The organism is Bacteroides sp. AM23-12, assembly GCF_003434395.1.
Lineage (GTDB): Bacteria > Bacteroidota > Bacteroidia > Bacteroidales > Bacteroidaceae > Bacteroides > Bacteroides thetaiotaomicron.
Genome location: NZ_QTLF01000004.1, coordinates 234,155 through 252,500, shown reverse-complemented (window position 1 = coordinate 252,500; position 18,346 = coordinate 234,155). Strand labels below are relative to the sequence as shown.

The window sequence follows — 18,346 nt, the reverse complement described above, 5'->3', positions numbered from 1 at the left end:
GCTTTATATGAAAAACGAAAGAGTAATCTCCTGATTTTTTCTTTTGCAGAAATATTATAGGATGAAAATCAGGAGATTACTATAGAGATTTTCTTTTTTAGGGTTTGGTTATTTCCCCTATTAAACAAGAGTTCATTTTGTATCGGATGTCTTTATTAGATAGTCCGTGTCCCAGCAAAAACATCAGTTTAGTTACAGCACATTCGGGAGTACTGTCATATCCACTGATAACACCTGCTTCGAGCAGATGCATTCCGGTCTCGTAACGTCCCATTTCTACTGCTCCGGAAGCACATTGTGTGATGTTAACAATGATAATTCCACGATCAGTAGCCTCTTTTAATTCCCGGATGAACCATTCTTTTTGCGGTGCATTTCCTGATCCGAATGTTTTCATCACGACAGCTTTCAATCCGGGGACATGGAGTAGTGAATGGATGATCTCCTCCTGGATGCCGGGAAAAAGAGTTAATATTACCACATTTGTATCAAACAGATAGTGTGGCTTTAGTGGTTTGTCCGGGGTCGGTTTGCGAATAAGGTTGGGCTCGTATTTAATATGGATGCCTACGCGTGCCAATGGCGGGTAATTGAAAGACCGGAAGGCATTAAAGTTCTCAGCATTGATTTTTGTGGTACGATTACCTCGCATCAGGTGATTTTCAAAGAAAATACATACTTCGGGGACAATAGCTGTACCGTCTGGATTCTTGGCAGCAGCAATCTCGATTGCAGTGATCAGATTTTCTTTTCCGTCCGTACGCAGCGTTCCGATTGGCAATTGAGAACCGGTCAGAATAACAGGCTTACTCAGATTTTCGAGCATAAAACTTAGGGCGGAAGCAGTATAGGCCATTGTATCCGTTCCATGCAGAATAACAAAACCATCAAAATGGTCGTAATTATAGTTGATGATCTTTACAAGTTTTGCCCAGTAAGCAGGCTCCATATCCGAGGAGTCGAGAGGAGGTTCGAATTGATAGGAGGAAATGCGATAGTTGAATCTTTTCAGCTCAGGAACGTGCTTGAGCAAATGGTCGAAATTAAAGTTTTCTAAGGCACCTGTTTCCGGATTTTCTATCATTCCGATAGTTCCACCCGTGTAAATCAACAAAACAGAAGGGGTCTCTACTCTCATAATTGATGAATTTCTGTTAAAACGCTGACAAAGATATAGATTAATTGCGAATTATGAATAGTAAATGATGAATTTGTTCGTAGTTTGCAGTGAAATGTTATAAATATGAATATTTATGCGGAATTATACGATGGATTAAAAGAAAAAATGAAGTGAGTCGTAAAAATAGTCAAGTAGCTAAAATTGTTCGGAAAGAATGGTTATGCAAAGCAAAACGATGCTGTCCGGCTATTTTAGCTACTATTTGTCTGACTATTTCCTATGTCTATTTAAGTGCATTTTTCAGTTTCAGAATGGCTTTTTCCGGATCTTTTTCTTCTTCAAGCAGAGTGACAAAGCGGCTACCGATGATAGCTCCGGAAGCATGTTCGCAAGCTGCTTGAAAAGTAGCTTTGTTGGAGATACCGAAACCTACCATTAGCGGGTTGCGTAGATTCATGTCTTCGATCTTTTTGAAATAGGCACGTTTCTGTTCGTTGAAGTCCTGTTGTGCGCCTGTAGTAGCTGCGGATGAAACCATATAGATGAATCCGTCTGTATGTGCATCGATTTCACGTACCCGCTCTTCACTGGTCTCCGGGGTGATGAGCATGATTACTTTGATTCCATAACGTTCGGCAATGATACGGTAGTGATCCTGATAATCTCTGAAAGGTAAGTCGGGGATGATAACGCCGTCTATTCCGCATTCCACGCATTTGCGGCAGAAGTTTTCAAATCCGAACTGCATAATAGGGTTTAAGTATCCCATAAATACCAATGGAATGCTTACTTCCTGACGAATGTTTCGTAATTGTTCGAAAAGGAGTTTCAGTGACATGCCGTTTCGTAATGCCTGAGTGGCAGCGTTTTGGATGACAATACCGTCCGCCATTGGATCACTGAATGGGATTCCGATTTCGATCATGCTGACGCCATGTTTTTCGAGAGTACGGATGACATTGACTGTTCCATCAAGGGCAGGATCACCTGCACAAAAATAAATAGAAAGAATATCTTTCTTGTTGCTATTAAAGAGTTGATTAATTCTGTTCATGATTTTGAGAATTTAAATTTATGACTTTAGTTCATTTAGAAACATCCGGATTCGTTCCGGGTCCTTTTTCCCGGGCTTCAGTTCGAAACGGCTGTTCAGGTCGTACCCTGCCAGACGGGGATGGTTGAATGCTTTCAATGCATTGGCACTGTGTGAGTTGATACCGCCACTCAATAGGAATGGAACTTGTCCGTTGTAGGTATGCAGAATGTTCCAGTCGAATTGGTTTCCTGAGCCACCATACTGCTCACATTTCGTATCAAACAGGAAAAGATTGCAAGCTTTTTCATACTCACTTACGTGATTCAAGTCTTTTGGGTGAGCCACAGAAAAAGCTTTGATGATTTTCAGGCCGGAGGTGCGCAATGACTGACAGTATTCCGGTGATTCTTTGCCGTGGAGCTGGATATATTCCAGCCCGAAACGGTCGGCGTACATCGTGATTACATCTTTGTCTTCATTCACAAAAACTCCGACACGGCGGGCACGAACGGGTAGGTAAGCGGGAAGTTCGTAGATATAACGGGGAGATTTGGGATAGAAGATAAATCCTATCATATCCACTTTTTGTAGTGACTCCACATCCCGTATATTGGGGGCTTCACGCATACCGCATACTTTGATGATTTTTCCGTTGATCATAGGGCTGTCCGTTTTTGGAAGTTCATGTATTTATTGAATGGCTTTCAGAAAGTTCTGCAGCGTTTCTCCCGGTTGCGGAGTTTTCATAAATGTCTCTCCGATGAGGAATCCCCGGAATCCGGCTGTCCGAAGACGTTTTACCACTTCCGGATCGGAAATGCCACTCTCCGATACTAATACCGCATCTTGTGGAAGTTGTCCTGCCAGTCGGAAAGAGTTTTCTACATCTGTGAAGAAAGTACCCAGATTGCGATTATTAATCCCAATCATATCAATTTTACTATTAATATAAGGTAACTCTTCCGCACTATGGATTTCAAGTAATACTTCCAGTCCCAGTTCATGTGCCTGCTCTGCCAGGTCCTGACATTTTTCCTGTTTCAGTGCGGCGGCGATAAGAAGTACGGCATCCGCACCGACAATTTTTGCCTGATATAACTGATACTCATCAATGATAAAGTCTTTTCTTATAATGGGAACATCGACCAAAGGACGTGCTGTACGGATATCTTTCAGACTTCCTCCAAAAAATTTCTCATCAGTGAGAATAGAGAGGGCGGAAGCACCTGCCGCCACATAAGACGGAACAATCTCTTCGGGACGTGCTTCCTGTTTGATCCACCCTTTGGATGGTGACCGACGCTTAAATTCGGCTATAATACCGGAATCGGAAGAAGCCAATGCCTGTTTCATAGAACGGGCAGCCGGAACTTCATTGATACCTTCCTGCAACTGTTCGATGGAAATAGCCTGCTTTTGCAAATCGACTTCAAACCGTTTGTTAGCTATAATTTCGGATAATATATCTTTCATTAATCTTAAATTTTGAATCAAGGCAAAGGATATCGCATATTCATCCTTTGCCACTTATCATTTATAACTTATTACCTATTACTTATTATTCAATTCAATGAATTTCTTCAGTGTAGCCAATGCCCGGCCACTTTCCAGTGATTCTTTAGCGAGGGCGATGCACTCTTCAATCGTTTTTTCCGGACGAACTACTTGAATAGCGAAAGCTGCATTGATAACAACCACGTTTTTCTGTGCTTCCGTAGCTGTATTGTTCATGATGTTATCAAAGATTTTAGCAGCATCTTCCGGTGTCTGTCCACCATCCAGATCAGTATCCTGATAACGTGCAAATCCGAGACCTTCCGGAGTATAAATCTTCTCATTGCCACAGGTAGCTACCTTAAACTCGTTCGTCAGAGAAATCTCATCATATCCGTCCAGGCTATGTACAACGGCAAATTTAGTCTTACTCTCCTGATAAGTATAGGTATAAAGGCGCAAAAGTGGAAGATTATACACACCTAAAAGCTGATAAGTCGGCAATACAGGATTGACCAACGGACCGAGCATATTAAAGAATGTACGTACCGCCAATCCTTTACGGATCGGGGCAACTGCCTTCAGTGCCGGATTGAACAAAGGAGCGTGCAGATAAGCAATATTACATTGTTCCATGCTGCGCCGCATCTGATCAACATCACTTGTGAATTTAACCCCATGCTGCTCCATCACATTGCTGGCACCGCTGACTGAAGTAGCTCCATAATTGCCATGTTTTACTACCGGAATACCTGCTCCGGCTACTGTAAAGCAGGCCGCCGTAGAAATGTTGAACGTATTTTTTCCATCTCCTCCCGTACCGACAATATCGATCGGAGCAAACTCGCTCAAATCAACCGGAACCCGCATTTCCAATAATGCATCACGGAATCCGCATAATTCTTCGACAGAAATATTACGCATCAGAAAGACAGTAATCAGTGATGCTACCTGTACGTCATTATATTTCCCTTGTGCGATGTTTTGCAGGATAGTACGTGCTTCATCGCGTCCCAAATATTGGTGTTCGAAAAGTTTATATAGAATCTGTTTCATAAGTTTATTCGTTTAAGAAGTTTTTGATGATTTCTTTTCCTTGCGGAGTCAGTACGGATTCGGGATGGAACTGGATGCCATGTACATCATAGGTTTTGTGACGTAATGCCATGATTTGTCCTTCCTGACTTTCAGCAGTTATCTCCAGGCACTCGGGAAAACCTTCCCGGCTGACTACCCAGGAATGATAACGTCCGACAGGTATCTCTTTGCCCAGCCCTTCAAAAAGTACGTCTTTCTGCAAGATGCTGATCGGTGTCTGTACACCGTGATATACTTCTTTCAGGTTTTCCAGTCGTGCACCAAAAGCCTCGCCGATGGCCTGATGTCCCAGACAAACGCCTAAAATACTCTTTGTCGGTGCATATCGTTTGATAATGGGCAATAGCAAGCCTGCTTCTTCGGGTATTCCCGGCCCCGGTGAAAGTATGATCTTATCAAATCGTTCCACTTCATCAAGGTTTATCTGGTCGTTGCGGACTACTTCGACGTCTGTAGCTCCCAGTTCTTTCACTGCATGCAGCAAATTGTAGGTGAAAGAATCATAGTTATCTAAAAGTAATATTTTCATTTTATTGTTATTGTAAAATTGTTGTTCAAATACTGTTTCTGACTTATCAGGCAGATCGCTCTGAACAGTTAGTTTTTTAAATTAACAGCTAAATCGATAGCCTTTTTAAGAGCTCCTAATTTATTGTTTACCTCTTGCAGCTCGTATTCATCCTGACTGCGTGCAACGATACCGCCTCCGGCCTGGAACCATAACTCGTTATTACGGCTGACAAAAGTACGGATGGTGATTGCCTGGTTCAGTTCTCCGTTAAGTCCGATAAAGCCGATACAGCCGCCATAAGCACCGCGGTTATGAGGTTCGATTTCACTGATCAGCTGCATGGCGCGTACTTTCGGTGCTCCGCTCAACGTTCCCGCAGGGAAAGTATCGATGAAAGTTTTAATCTTATCCGCCCCTTCATTCAGCTGACCGCTCACGCGGCTGACCAGATGAATCACATGACTGTAATACTGTGGTTCCTTATAAAACAATACCCGTACATCATGGCAATTACGTGAAAGATCATTTCTTGCCAGATCAACCAGCATCACATGCTCCGCGTTCTCTTTCGGATCGGCAAGCAGTGCTTCCGCCAATTCGCGGTCTTTTACCGTATCTCCGGTACGGCGGGTTGTTCCGGCAATCGGGTCGATGTAGGCACGTCCGTCTTCAATTTTACAGTGAGTCTCCGGAGAAGAACCGAAAATGCGGTATCCTCCGAAATCGAAATAGAAAAGATAAGGAGAAGGGTTGATGCTGCGAAGAGCACGATAAACTTTGAAATCATCTCCGGCATAAGGCTGGACGAATCTTCTGGAAAGGACAATCTGAAAAACATCACCACGCATACAATGGGCAATACCTTTGCGAACGTTCGCTTTATGTTCCTCATCGGAGATCGGGCTGCTGACAGGACCTGTCACCGAGAAATTATAAGAAGCATAATTTCTATTTTCGATAGCGGCCTCCAGTTCCGGCAAACCGCTTTCTTCACCTTCGCCCAGCATTTCTACCAGTGTCAATTCATTCTTGAAATGATTGAAAACGATGATATACTTATATAATATGTATAGCAAGTCCGGAGCATCATTCTGCTCATCATGACTTTCTTTCACCGGGATATGTTCGAAGTATTTCACTGCGTTGAATGTGGTGTATCCGTAAAGTCCGCATACATTCTTGTTTTCTCCGGTCACTTGAAACTGACTGATGAATTGATTCATTGCTTTTTCTACCGTGAATGATTGGGTGAGTGGCTCTTCCTTCCGGCTGTTGTCGGGATAACTGGCAGTGACTATTCCGCTATTGACACCGATACTTGCTAGCGGACAAAGAGCGATGAATGAGAGGGAGTTTTCTCCTGCATGATAATCGGAACTCTCCATCAATGCAGATTGCGGGTACATATCACGTACTTTCAGATAGATACTGACAGGAGTGTGCATATCTCCGAGTACCTGTTTGCTATGGGCTGTATAACTGAATGTTTTCATTTTTATAATTTCTAAAATCAAACTACAAAACTAGATGTTGATAATCACTTTTCATTGAAAGACAAATAAGTTTCAATGTCCTTGTCGCCTCGTCCCGATACGGTCAGTACAACCACATCTTCCGGTTTGAACTTCAATTTTTTCAGCGCACCCAGTGCGTGGGCAGATTCCAGTGCGGGAATGATTCCTTCAAGTTTGGTCAGTTCATAAGCGGCATGGATTGCTTCGTCATCATTGACAGCTAGTACGGTAGCCCGTCTTTGAGCGGCAAGATTGGCGTGTATCGGTCCGATTCCCGGATAGTCCAGTCCGGCGGAGATGGAGTAGGGTTCTTCGATCTGTCCGTCTTCGTTCTGGATAACGTAAGTACGTGCTCCATGAATAATGCCCATTTTCCCAAGCTGTATAGTGGCGGCGGTCATTCCGGTTTCTATTCCTTTTCCTCCTGCTTCTGCCAGAATGATGCCTACCCGTTCGTCATTGATATAATGATAAATCGTTCCGGCGGCATTGCTTCCTCCACCTACGCAGGCTATCAGATAATCAGGGTGATCACGTCCTTCTTTCTCCAGAAGTTGTTTTTTGATTTCTTCGCTGATTACGGATTGCAGGCGTGCCACCATGTCGGGATAAGGATGGGGACCTACTGTTGAGCCGATGATATAATAAGTGTCGGCAGGATGACAGCACCAGTCGCGGATTGCTTCGTTGGTCGCATCTTTCAGTGTCATGTTGCCGGAAGTGACTGGGATTACGGTAGCTCCCAGCATCTTCATTTTTTCGACATTGATGTGCTGGCGCTCAACGTCCGTTTTACCCATATAGACAATACATTCCATATCCATCAAAGCACATACGGTAGCCGTTGCAACGCCGTGTTGTCCGGCTCCGGTTTCAGCGATAATACGTTTCTTTCCCATGCGGCGTGCCAGCAAAATCTGTCCGATAGTATTATTGATTTTGTGGGCACCTGTATGGTTCAGGTCTTCCCGTTTCAGATACATTTTGCAACCATACTTTTCTGAAAGTCTGCGGGCGAGATAGAGTGGGGAAGGGCGGCCTACGTAGTCACGCAGCAACTGGTCAAACTCCTTTTTGAAATCTTCGCTTTCGAGCACTCCGAGGTACGTATTCTTCAGTTCCTCTACACATTTGTGGAGAATTTCCGGAACATAAGCGCCGCCGAACTCTCCGTAGTAACCATCCTGATCAACTAAAAAACTTTTCATAATCCTATTTTTATTTATTATTATTTATTCGATTTTCAAAAACGGGCAAATAAAAAGAGCCCTGTCGCAGGTTGCGACAGGGCTCTTTCAAATTTGTTATATCTTTAATGAGGTATATACATACGAGCACTGCTCCCTTACGACTGTCGGAGTTGTAACGGGCGCCACCACCAATATGTATTTACTAACATTGTTCTCATTGTCTTTTGTTATTTATCGGGGACAAATATAGACACTTTGTTTGAAACAACAAACAAAATCTTACTTTTTTTCTTTTTCCCCTTCATTTTTCTGATATAGAACAATTTTCTGCCTGATCTGTTCTTATAAATATTGAATATTTAAACGAAAAACAATTATGAAACAGAGAAAAGTCTTAGTAGGTATCGCTATTGCCATTTTTATTATATTATTGCTTTATTGGTTATTGGTAGCTGAAGATATGAAACCTTGGCTGTCCGCTATGGTTCCTTCAGCCTTGCAACAATTCATTGCCTGATCCCGACAGGTTTCAGATAATTGGCGTATATTTGCAAGGTTAGTAACTAATAACCAAAATAATAACAATAGACAGATATGGAAAATTTTATCTTTCAGAATCCCGTAAAGTTGATTATGGGGCATGGAATGATTGCCCGGTTGAGCAAAGAAATACCATCCGACAAACGTATCATGATAACTTTTGGCGGAGGCAGCGTGAAAAAGAATGGTGTGTATGATCAGGTAAAAGAAGCGCTTAAAGACCATTTTACAATAGAGTTTTGGGGCATCGAGCCTAATCCGGCCATCGAAACGCTTCGCAAGGCGATTGCTTTGGGCAAGGAGCAGAAAGTCGATTATCTATTGGCTGTAGGCGGTGGTTCTGTGATTGATGGTACGAAATTGATTTCCGCAGGTTTGTTGTACGACGGTGATGCATGGGATTTGGTACTTGCCGGACGTCCGGTTACCAAGACTGTTCCGCTTTCTACCGTATTGACACTTCCTGCCACAGGTTCGGAAATGAATAACGGAGCTGTCATCTCTCGTCACGAAACTAAGGAAAAATATCCTTTTTATTCCAATTTCCCATTGTTCTCTATTCTTGATCCGGAAGTAACCTTTACTCTACCTCCTCATCAGGTGGCGTGCGGATTGGCGGATACATTCGTTCATGTGATGGAACAATACATGACAGTTGCCGGACAAAGCCGTGTGATGGACCGTTGGGCGGAAGGTATCCTGCAAACTCTGGTAGAAATAGCTCCAAAGATTCGTGAGAACCAGCATGATTATCAGCTTATGGCAGATTTCATGCTTTCTGCAACAATGGCATTGAATGGCTTCATTGCAATGGGAGTGTCTCAGGACTGGGCGACTCACATGATCGGTCATGAAATCACTGCATTGCATGGACTGACACATGGGCATACGCTGGTGATTATTCTCCCGGCAACTTTACGTGTCCTTCGGGAAGCGAAAGGAGACAAGTTGGTGCAATACGGTGAAAGAGTATGGGGAATTACTTCCGGAACGAAAGAAGAACGCATTGATGAAGCAATTGATCGTACTGAAGAGTTTTTCCGTTCATTGGGCTTGACTACTCGTCTGCATGAAGAAAATATCGGTGAAGAAACCGTTTTGGAAATTGAACGCCGGTTTAATGAACGTGGTGCCAAGTATGGAGAAAATGAGAATGTGACAGGAGCCGTTGCCCGTAAAATATTGGAGGCTGCCCTCTGATCGCTTCTTTTGACACTGTTTTGAACTAAATAATAGTCGGTTCTATCTTCCATTCTCCTCCTTCCCGAAGGAGGAGAATGGAGTTACTATTGTGTACTACTGTTTAGTTCATTCCTAAACAGAAAGGAGTAAAACTGTACAAGTATGAATTGGTGTGTACAGCCATTTACAGTTAATTATTTGATTTTTGGGTTATCGGAAGTCTGAACCAAAAGCACGAACCTTCTCCTTCTTTAGAATCTGCTCCGATAGTGCCGCCTAAGCGCTCTACGATCACCCGGCAGATAGCCAGACCGAGTCCCGTACCTTTTGCGAATGTATTCAGCTTGACGAAACGTTCGAATACCTCGTTTATTTTATCCTCCGGAATCCCAATGCCCGTGTCTTTTACATAGAAGTAGATTTCATCTTTTGCTTCGTCAATCCGATATCCCATTTGGATGGAACCTTTCGGAGTGAACTTCATCGCATTGTTTGTGAAGTTGATGATTACTTGCGAAAGACGTACGCGGTCTGTGTTGAGAATACATTCTTCCGCTTTCTCCGTGAAGGTGATCGCCACGTCGGGAGAAGTGTTTTTCTCTTGCATTTGCCTGCAAATACCTTCCATCAGATCATTGATATCGGTAGGGGCGAGGCTAAATTCCATCGTTCCGGCTTCGATTTTGGAAAGATCGAGAATATCATCTATCAATTGCAGTAACAACTCATTGTTACTGGACACTATCTTCATGTATTCCTGTTTCTCTTCCTCTTCACCCGTTTGGCAAATCATGTCAGAGAATCCAATAATCGCATTCAACGGAGTACGTATCTCGTGACTCATGTTGGCAAGGAAAGCTGATTTCAGACGGTTTGATTCTTCTGCTTTTTCTTTTGCTTCCTGTAGCATCTTGTCCATTTTCACCTTTTCGGTGATGTCTTCGAAGCGCAACAGACCGCCGATGATTTCTATTCCTTCATTATCATAAACCGGAGTAGCTGTCACTTCAAAGTCTACCTGATCTATCTGGATAGTATGGCGTATGATTTTTCCTTGTTCAATCGCTTTCTGAAAGGCGCATTGTTCGCATGGAGTATCCCGGAGTGCACTTGTTTTGTAGCAGATTTGTCCCGGTGTATAATGCCTTCCTTTCACGAGGCTGGCAATTTGCGTCGTTTCTTCCCATTGTACCAGATAGTTTTTGTCGATATAAATGAGCCCGAAGTTGACGCTCTTCAAAGCTAGCTTTTGTTTGTTCAGCGCTTTTTCCAGTTCTTCTTTGGCGGCAATCAGTTCTCGTTCGTAAGTCTTTAGCCGGGTGATGTCCCATCGGGTCACTAACAGCCATTTTTTCTTTTCCTTCCATTTGATAATCGATTTTACGGCAATTGTATCATGTACTGCTCCGTCCACTGTGCTGTAGCTTTCTTCTGCCCGGTATATCTTGTCTGCCTGCACAAGTGATTCATCCACATCACGGTATTTTCTGCCCCGTTCTTCTCCATAGATTTCGTAGTCTGTGCATCCTATTGCTTCTTCCCGCTTAATGCCGGATTGCAGTTCGGATTCTTTGTTCCAGTAATAGTATCGGAAACTATTCTGGATATCTTTTACCATAATAGGGAAAGGGAGGTTATCGAGTATATCGAATAAAGAATGATAGTAATCCTGTTCTTTTCCTATATTCTTTTTAAGTTGTCGTAGTCTGTATAATAAAAAGCAGATGATCAGGAGTAAAAAGCCTATTAGTAAATAATAATAACTCCAATGCTGGTCTGTAATCCATATAACGGATAGTATATTGTTTGCCATAATTTATGTTTGTACTAAATCTGTGGTAAATATATGCATTTTTTGTAATTCACAAAGGAAATTTCTGAAATATATTGTTTATCAGCCTTATAAAACTCTTCTGAAAAGAATACCTTTACTGATTAGTAGAACTTTGGTGCCTTCTATTTCCGGTTCGGTTTTAAAATGTTTTTGATGGAACGTATTTTCGTAAAGAGTAAGAATGTATTAAAATATTAAATGATGTCCCATGAACCAAAAACAATTCTAATTTGTTTTTATAACGGCAAAGTATTTTTTAATTTTGCTCCTCCAAAATAAATCTTTGATACATTCAGGATAAAACAATCATTTTATTTTTAGCTTATGTTGATAACCATTATCATTCTCGTTCTTTCGGCTATCTTTTTTGTAAACGGTAAGATACGTTCGGATCTTGTGGCACTATGTGCGTTAGTAGCTTTGCTTATCTTTCAGATATTAACACCCGACGAAGCCCTTTCCGGTTTCTCCAATTCGGTAGTCATTATGATGATCGGATTGTTTGTCGTGGGCGGAGCTATTTTTCAGACAGGACTGGCAAAAATGATAAGTTCGCGTATCCTTAAACTTGCTGGAAACAGTGAAATTCGCCTGTTCTTGCTTGTTATGTTGGTCACTTCCGCTATCGGTGCGTTTGTCAGTAATACCGGAACGGTGGCACTGATGCTTCCCATTGTGGTCAGTCTGGCGATGAGCGCCAAAATGAATCCGAGTCGGTTGCTGATGCCGTTGGCCTTTGCCAGTAGTATGGGAGGTATGATGACGCTGATTGGTACACCGCCCAACCTTGTCATACAAAACACATTGACTTCCGCAGGCTTCGAACCGCTTTCTTTCTTTACTTTCCTGCCTGTAGGTTTGGTGAGTGTGGCTGTCGGTACGCTGGTGCTGATGCCGCTTAGTAAGTGGTTTCTTTCTAAGAAAGGGCAGAAAGATGATAACAGCCGTTCGGGTAAGTCACTGAAACAGTTGGTGAATGAATATGGTCTTTCCAGTAATCTGTTCCGTATGCAGGTGATTAAAGACTCCCGCCTTTTGGGAAAGACCATCCTCGATCTGGATATTCGTCGTAAATATGGACTTAATATTATGGAAGTCCGTCGTGGAGATGCTTCGCAGCACCGTTTTCTGAAGACTATTACTCAGAAACTTGCCGAACCGGATACTATGCTGGAAGCGGAAGATATTCTGTATGTGACGGGAGAATTTGATAAAGTGCAGCAATTTGCCGAAGATTATCTGCTGGATATATTGGATGATCATGCTACGGAAGAGACGAAAAGCACTACTAATTCGCTTGATTTTTATGATATCGGTATTGCCGAAATAGTATTGATGCCTGCTTCCAATCTGGTCAATCAGACTATTAAAGAGTCCGGATTCCGTGATAAGTTTAATGTGAATGTATTAGGTATCCGTCGTAAAAAGGAATATCTGTTGCAGGATTTGGGAAATGAGCGGATTCATAGTGGTGATGTGCTTTTAGTGCAGGGAACTTGGAGTAATATTGCCCGGCTTAGTAAGGAAGATTCGGATTGGGTGGTGTTGGGACAGCCTTTGGCAGAAGCGGCTAAAGTAACTTTGGACTATAAAGCACCTGTTGCTGCTGCTATCATGGTATTGATGGTAGCAATGATGGTATTCGATTTTATTCCGGTTGCACCTGTTACGGCCGTTATGATAGCAGGTATCCTGATGGTTTTGACGGGATGTTTCCGTAATGTGGAAGCAGCTTACAAAACAATCAACTGGGAAAGTATTGTATTGATTGCGGCTATGCTTCCTATGTCTTTGGCATTAGAGAAAACAGGCGCTTCGGAGTACATCTCCAATACTTTGGTAAGTGGGCTTGGATCTTACGGACCGATAGCATTGATGGCTGGTATTTATTTTACGACATCATTGATGACTATGTTTATCAGTAATACCGCTACTGCTGTCTTGCTTGCACCGATTGCTTTGCAAAGTGCTATGCAGATCGGAGTTAGTCCGGTTCCTTTCCTGTTTGCCGTGACGGTGGGTGCAAGTATGTGTTTCGCTTCTCCGTTCTCTACACCGCCTAATGCGCTGGTGATGCCTGCCGGACAATATACTTTTATGGATTATATAAAAGTGGGATTACCGTTGCAGATTATCATGGGAATTGTGATGATATTGGTGCTGCCTCTGATTTTCCCATTCTGACAGATTTAGTATAACGTTTTAGCAACTGCCTTGTAGTCTGATATCAGATTACAGGGCAGTTGTTATTATATCAATAGATGATTGCTTTTATCATAATGTTCGGTGATAAGTCTTTCTTCTGTCATTTGTTTGTAGAAAGATCCGATTTGCTTTCCTGCCTGTTTTTTAATAATCTTCTGTTAGCTTGGAAAGGTGGTTGAATTATCGCAAATATACGGTTGATTTGCATGAAATGACCGTATGATTCGGTGAAAAACACCGTATTGTTTGTGAAAAAGATGCGGATGAAGTAACCAAAAGATGCAGATGGTGTCACTAAAAGGTAGGTATGATGTAAGTAAACCATTGCTATAGTGTCATTATACCGATAAAACTGTCTTTATTTAATACTTTTGACCTTCTCTGTTTTCTATTTCGCTCTTTGGAAAGTTCAGATGGCTAATGTTGAAAATAAACAGAACTGATGAAAATATAATCATGTAGATATATAAGTAGAGTATAATATATTAATAAGTGCTGAATTGGATGTAAATGCTGATTTTTTGATATATGCTAGTTGCCCAACAATCGCGAAAAAATATCAATAGTAGTATGACCGGCTAAAGAAGCCCTTCTTGATGCATTACGAATTACAAACTGTCAAAAACATACTTATCTTTCAGAATGTCATTTTATACATGAAGAAAGATGGAATTTATAGAAAAAGGCTCCTGATGCAAATGACTTATCATTCGGATATCAGGAGCCTTTTATCTATTTATTGAACCTTTGGTGCGACAGGCGTATTCATCTTCTGAGTGTACAGGCTGTCGATAATTCCGTCGGACAGTCCGATGGTAGGTACAATGATTCCGGTAGCTTTCACATTCATAGCTACTTCCAGAAATATCTCCGCAGCCGGAACGATGACATCAGCCCGATCAGGTTTTAGCTTATACTGTTTGATACGTTGCTCGGCAGGAAGAGCTTGCAATGCTTCGTAAATTTCACGTAGCGATTCGACGGGTAGGAGAGAAGCCTTTTTGTCTTTCTTGTCTGCCAGACGGAAAAGCTTATTGATGTTTCCTCCCGAACCGATGATGCTGATAGGCGCGTATTCCGCGGCAAGCCCTATGAGGTCGGTGCGTAAAGCCTCTTTTTCTTCTTCTTTCACCATGCCGCTGAGCATGCGAACCGTTCCGATATTGTATGAACGGGAATTTTTCAGTTCTCCGTTACTGATCAGATTAATCTCGGTGCTGCCACCGCCGACATCTACATACAGGTAGTTTTGTCCGGAAGCAAAAAGTTGCTCGATATGGTTGTCATATACAATGTGTGCTTCTTCTTGACCGTCGATGATATCTACGCGGATACCTGTTTTCCTGGCTATTTGTCGGGTGATGTCCTTTCCGTTGCGTGCGTCACGCATGGCGGACGTAGCACAGGCACGGTAATCTACTACGTCATATATCTTCATCAACTGTTTGTAGGCTTTCATCAGCCGGATCAGTTTCTTTTCTTTTTCAGCAGAAATAACTCCCATGGTAAAAGCATCTTCTCCCAGTCGTAAGGGAATGCGGATGAGTTGTACCTTGCTCATTAATTCGGGAGCGTTTTCTTCGTTTACGCATTTTATCAATAGCCGCACGGCATTCGAACCTATGTCGATAGCTGCATAATTAACTTTCTTCATACTTATCATAATGTATTCTTGTATTTTCTATATAATTCTTCTTGCGAACGGAATACGACAGTGGCTGTCTCAGCTTCGGCAAGGGCAGGAGCGAAATCTTTGCAGAGTGTGGAAGGCCTGTTTTCCCAAGGTCGGTTTTCTCCGGTACCGTCTACGATACGCCCTTTGGCTGTATCCCGATATCCGTAGCAGACAATTCGTTTTAAGTCTGCCTGTATTTCTTTGTCGTACACCGGAGTCAGTACTTCGATCCGGTTATCAAGATTGCGGGGCATCCAGTCGGCAGAACCGATATAATATTTTTCTTCTCCGCCATTGGCAAAGATAAAGATACGGGAGTGCTCAAGATATCGGTCGATAATACCGTTGATATGGATATTTTCACTGATACCTGCGATGCCTGTCACCAGCGAACAGTTGCCACGCACTACCAGTTCTACCTGAACTCCGGCTGTCGAGGCTTCGTAGAGCTTTTCTATGAGCGCACGGTCGGTAATATGGTTTACCTTTGCCAGAATATAGGCTTCTTTCCCTTGTTCCTTGTTCTTTATTTCCTTGTTGATGAGAGCAATCAGACGTTTGCGCATATCGTTGGGTGAAACCAGTAATTCTTTGAAATTGACGGGAGTGTATGGTATCTCAATAAAGTCGAAAACGGCATTCACTTCCCGTACCAGCGGACGATGGGCGGTCATGATGGTATAATCGGTATACATACGTGCGTTTCCTTCATGAAAGTTTCCTGTGCTGATGCAGGCAATGTCTCCGTGACGGGTACCGATATGTACCAGTTTGGAATGAATCTTCAGTCCCTCCACTCCGAAGATAACGTGGATGCCTGCGTCCTGCATTCTTTTGCTCCAGTTGATGTTGGATGCTTCGTCGAAACGTGCCAGTAGTTCGATGACCACCGTTACTTTCTTCCCGTTTTTGGCTGCGCAGATCAGTGCTTTGATCACTTTTGATTCTTTAGCGAGCCGGTAAAGTGTCATCTTGATGCTTTTTACTTCTTTGCTGATGGCTGCTTCACGAAGTACGCGGATGAAAGTATCGAAGCTATGGAATGGATAATGCAGGGAACGGTCTTTCTGACGAATCAATGTCAGCAGGCTTTCTTTGCCGTTTAGTTCGGGCTTGAAAACCGGTTCCCAGACGGGATACTTTAAGTCATAGCGACCGCATATCGGAAATTTCATCAAGTCTTTGAAGTTATGGTAGCGTCCTCCTGCCACACGGGTATCGTTTTTGTCTACATTCAGCCGGTCAACTAATCTTTTCAGTAAATCTTTGGGAATCTGTTCGTCATAAACGAATCGAATCGGTTCTCCTCTCTTCCGGCTTTTCACTCCTTTTGAAATCTTCTGAAGTACGCCTGTCCGCAGGTCACTGTCTATTTCCATTTCCGCGTCTTTGGTGAATTTAAAGGTATATGCCTCGTAATCCGTATATTTCATGCCGACAAAAATCAACGGCAGACAATAGCGGATCACATCATCGAGAAACATCAGGTATGTTTTCCCCTCCGAGTCCGGCAATTGGATAAAACGACCGTATTCTTCGGTGGGCAATTCGATCACTGCATAATCTTTCTCTTTTATTTTTCCTGTTTCGTCTTTACGAAGCAGGCGGATGGCGAGATAAATATCTTCGTCAGTCTGGTCGTCCAGCGGTCGGGCTCCGTTGAGGAAAAGAGGGGTGGTGGAGCCATTCAGTTTATTGCGATAGAAGGAGGTGATAAATGTCTTTTGGTCATCCGTCATTTCGGTGTCTTTGATGACGCAGATATTCTCCTTCTTCAGTTCTTCCATGATGGAAGCGAAAGTTTCTTCAAATTGTTCGTAGAAGCGGTTGTGTAGTTTGCTTATCTGCTTTAGCGTGCGTGTAGCCGTTTCTTGTTCTTTCTGTATGTTTTTATCTGCATATTCGATGATCCGGTTCAGCGTGGCTACGCGGACACGGAAAAACTCATCCAGATTATTGGAATAGATGCCAAGAAAAGTCAGGCGTTCCAGAAGAGGTACTTCCGGACGGGCAGCTTCGAGCAGGATACGCTGATTGAAGTACATCCAGCTGATGTCACGTTCTACATAAGGGCACTTCTTTTTTGTTTCGCTTGATTTCATGATGAAAAACCTGTTTATTAATTTTCTGCAAAATTATCTAAGTGAGGTGTAATGGCTATAACGATTTTGTTACGAACTTATTACAATCTACGTTTGTTATTTTTATATGTGAATAGAAACACTTATATTCGCAAAAGTATTGAAATAGACTTCGTTAAAAAATATAGAATATATGAAAACAATGAATTACTCTCTGATTCGCATTTTGTTTGCGCTTGTCATAGGTCTGGTGTTGGTACTTTGGCCGAATACAGCAGCTAGTTATATTGTCATTACGATAGGAGTGGCTTTTTTGATTCCCGGTGTCATCAGTCTTTTTAGCTTTTTCGGACGGAAAAGATCGGAACATGAACCGGCTCCCCGTTTTCCTATTGAGGGAATCGGCAGTTTGTTATTCGGACTTTGGCTGATTGTGATGCCTGAGTTTTTTGCAGACGTTCTGATGTTCCTTTTGGGCTTTATCCTGATCATGGGAGGTGTGCAGCAGATTGCCTCTTTGTCGATGGCCCGTCGTTGGACACCTGTTCCGGGGATTTTCTATCTGGTGCCTTCATTGATTCTTATCGCAGGTGTTATTGCGCTGTTCAATCCGACGGGAGTACGTAATACTGCTTTCATTATTATCGGTATCAGTAGCTTGGTTTATTCTCTGTCCGAACTGATCAACTGGTTTAAGTTTGCACGCCGTCATCCTAAGACTCCGGTTACGCCTCACGATGAGGATATTGAGGATGCTAAGATTATAGAATAAAAAAGAAGAGGACTACCGTCACGGTACCCCTCCCCTGCAAACTTAAAACAACCAACAAAAGAAATAGATAATTTCTATCTTAATGTAGGTGTGT

At 42.6% G+C, this 18,346-nt stretch carries 15 protein-coding genes; 4 read left to right on the top strand and 11 right to left on the bottom strand.

The annotated features are described in order from the left end of the window. Nucleotides 1-97: 97 nt before the first annotated feature. The 8 genes from DW640_RS06365 to trpB all read right to left on the bottom strand — a co-directional run bounded on the left by DW640_RS06365 (nt 98) and on the right by trpB (nt 7,981). Entirely contained in the window at nt 98-1,138 is a 1,041-nt protein-coding gene (locus DW640_RS06365) for an asparaginase (RefSeq protein WP_016267298.1), read from the bottom strand. A 265-nt stretch (nt 1,139-1,403) separates the two neighbouring features. Then, a complete protein-coding gene (gene trpA / locus DW640_RS06360; RefSeq protein WP_008763090.1) occupies nt 1,404-2,174 on the bottom strand; it encodes a tryptophan synthase subunit alpha in 771 nt (256 codons plus the stop codon). Between the two features lie 18 nt (nt 2,175-2,192). Next, nucleotides 2,193-2,816: a phosphoribosylanthranilate isomerase gene (locus tag DW640_RS06355; RefSeq protein WP_117577641.1), complete on the bottom strand. Its 624-nt coding sequence runs from the start codon at nt 2,814-2,816 to the stop codon at nt 2,193-2,195. 30 nt (nt 2,817-2,846) lie between these two features. Further along, the gene (trpC, locus tag DW640_RS06350) at nt 2,847-3,629 is read right to left on the bottom strand and encodes an indole-3-glycerol phosphate synthase TrpC (protein WP_072066302.1); all 783 of its coding nucleotides are present in this window, start codon (nt 3,627-3,629) and stop codon (nt 2,847-2,849) included. 78 nt (nt 3,630-3,707) lie between these two features. Then, nucleotides 3,708-4,706 carry an anthranilate phosphoribosyltransferase gene (trpD, locus tag DW640_RS06345; protein ID WP_008763093.1) on the bottom strand — a complete coding sequence of 333 codons (999 nt, stop codon included), beginning with the start codon at nt 4,704-4,706 and terminating at the stop codon, nt 3,708-3,710. A gap of 4 nt (nt 4,707-4,710) precedes the next feature. Then, nucleotides 4,711-5,277, bottom strand: coding sequence for an aminodeoxychorismate/anthranilate synthase component II (locus DW640_RS06340; protein ID WP_008763094.1), 567 nt, complete (start codon nt 5,275-5,277; stop codon nt 4,711-4,713). A gap of 68 nt (nt 5,278-5,345) precedes the next feature. Next, nucleotides 5,346-6,752 carry an anthranilate synthase component I family protein gene (locus DW640_RS06335; protein ID WP_008763095.1) on the bottom strand — a complete coding sequence of 469 codons (1,407 nt, stop codon included), beginning with the start codon at nt 6,750-6,752 and terminating at the stop codon, nt 5,346-5,348. A gap of 44 nt (nt 6,753-6,796) precedes the next feature. Beyond that, entirely contained in the window at nt 6,797-7,981 is a 1,185-nt protein-coding gene (gene trpB, locus DW640_RS06330) for a tryptophan synthase subunit beta (RefSeq protein ID WP_022471460.1), read from the bottom strand. A 358-nt stretch (nt 7,982-8,339) separates the two neighbouring features. Between trpB and DW640_RS23685 the strand changes: the two genes are divergently transcribed. Beyond that, nucleotides 8,340-8,480: a hypothetical protein gene (locus DW640_RS23685; protein ID WP_008765050.1), complete on the top strand. Its 141-nt coding sequence runs from the start codon at nt 8,340-8,342 to the stop codon at nt 8,478-8,480. A 77-nt stretch (nt 8,481-8,557) separates the two neighbouring features. Further along, nucleotides 8,558-9,703 carry an iron-containing alcohol dehydrogenase gene (locus DW640_RS06315; protein WP_008763097.1) on the top strand — a complete coding sequence of 382 codons (1,146 nt, stop codon included), beginning with the start codon at nt 8,558-8,560 and terminating at the stop codon, nt 9,701-9,703. Nucleotides 9,704-9,875: 172 nt separating this feature from the next. On the opposite strand, the gene DW640_RS06310 is transcribed toward DW640_RS06315, so the two are convergent. Continuing rightward, the gene (locus tag DW640_RS06310; protein ID WP_048692523.1) at nt 9,876-11,498 is read right to left on the bottom strand and encodes an ATP-binding protein; all 1,623 of its coding nucleotides are present in this window, start codon (nt 11,496-11,498) and stop codon (nt 9,876-9,878) included. A gap of 345 nt (nt 11,499-11,843) precedes the next feature. On the opposite strand from DW640_RS06310, the gene DW640_RS06300 reads away from it, so the two are divergent. Continuing rightward, entirely contained in the window at nt 11,844-13,703 is a 1,860-nt protein-coding gene (locus DW640_RS06300; RefSeq protein ID WP_016267304.1) for an SLC13 family permease, read from the top strand. 757 nt (nt 13,704-14,460) lie between these two features. Here DW640_RS06300 and DW640_RS06295 read toward each other — a convergent pair. Together DW640_RS06295 and DW640_RS06290 are read right to left on the bottom strand one after the other, a co-directional pair. Beyond that, nucleotides 14,461-15,387 (bottom strand): exopolyphosphatase, encoded by a 927-nt coding sequence (locus DW640_RS06295; RefSeq protein ID WP_008763100.1) that lies wholly within the window; start codon nt 15,385-15,387, stop codon nt 14,461-14,463. After that, on the bottom strand, nt 15,384-17,501 hold the full coding sequence (locus DW640_RS06290; protein ID WP_117577639.1) for an RNA degradosome polyphosphate kinase: 2,118 nt from the start codon (nt 17,499-17,501) through the stop codon (nt 15,384-15,386). The genes DW640_RS06295 and DW640_RS06290 overlap by 4 nt, the downstream gene beginning before the upstream one ends. Nucleotides 17,502-17,673: 172 nt before the next feature. On the opposite strand from DW640_RS06290, the gene DW640_RS06285 reads away from it, so the two are divergent. After that, complete coding sequence (locus tag DW640_RS06285) at nt 17,674-18,252, top strand: HdeD family acid-resistance protein (protein ID WP_117577637.1); 579 nt, start codon at nt 17,674-17,676, stop codon at nt 18,250-18,252. The last annotated feature ends 94 nt before the right edge of the window (nt 18,253-18,346 follow it).

Excerpts from the sequence above, each read along its gene's own strand:
- DW640_RS06365 (WP_016267298.1), bottom strand. The coding sequence starts at position 1,138 with ATGAGAGTAGAGACCCCTTCTGTTTTGTTGATTTACACGGGTGGAACT.
- trpA (WP_008763090.1), bottom strand. The coding sequence starts at position 2,174 with ATGAACAGAATTAATCAACTCTTTAATAGCAACAAGAAAGATATTCTT.
- DW640_RS06355 (WP_117577641.1), bottom strand. The coding sequence starts at position 2,816 with ATGATCAACGGAAAAATCATCAAAGTATGCGGTATGCGTGAAGCCCCC.
- trpC (WP_072066302.1), bottom strand. The coding sequence starts at position 3,629 with ATGAAAGATATATTATCCGAAATTATAGCTAACAAACGGTTTGAAGTC.
- trpD (WP_008763093.1), bottom strand. The coding sequence starts at position 4,706 with ATGAAACAGATTCTATATAAACTTTTCGAACACCAATATTTGGGACGC.
- DW640_RS06340 (WP_008763094.1), bottom strand. The coding sequence starts at position 5,277 with ATGAAAATATTACTTTTAGATAACTATGATTCTTTCACCTACAATTTG.
- DW640_RS06335 (WP_008763095.1), bottom strand. The coding sequence starts at position 6,752 with ATGAAAACATTCAGTTATACAGCCCATAGCAAACAGGTACTCGGAGAT.
- trpB (WP_022471460.1), bottom strand. The coding sequence starts at position 7,981 with ATGAAAAGTTTTTTAGTTGATCAGGATGGTTACTACGGAGAGTTCGGC.
- DW640_RS23685 (WP_008765050.1), top strand. The coding sequence starts at position 8,340 with ATGAAACAGAGAAAAGTCTTAGTAGGTATCGCTATTGCCATTTTTATT.
- DW640_RS06315 (WP_008763097.1), top strand. The coding sequence starts at position 8,558 with ATGGAAAATTTTATCTTTCAGAATCCCGTAAAGTTGATTATGGGGCAT.
- DW640_RS06310 (WP_048692523.1), bottom strand. The coding sequence starts at position 11,498 with ATGGCAAACAATATACTATCCGTTATATGGATTACAGACCAGCATTGG.
- DW640_RS06300 (WP_016267304.1), top strand. The coding sequence starts at position 11,844 with ATGTTGATAACCATTATCATTCTCGTTCTTTCGGCTATCTTTTTTGTA.
- DW640_RS06295 (WP_008763100.1), bottom strand. The coding sequence starts at position 15,387 with ATGATAAGTATGAAGAAAGTTAATTATGCAGCTATCGACATAGGTTCG.
- DW640_RS06290 (WP_117577639.1), bottom strand. The coding sequence starts at position 17,501 with ATGAAATCAAGCGAAACAAAAAAGAAGTGCCCTTATGTAGAACGTGAC.
- DW640_RS06285 (WP_117577637.1), top strand. The coding sequence starts at position 17,674 with ATGAAAACAATGAATTACTCTCTGATTCGCATTTTGTTTGCGCTTGTC.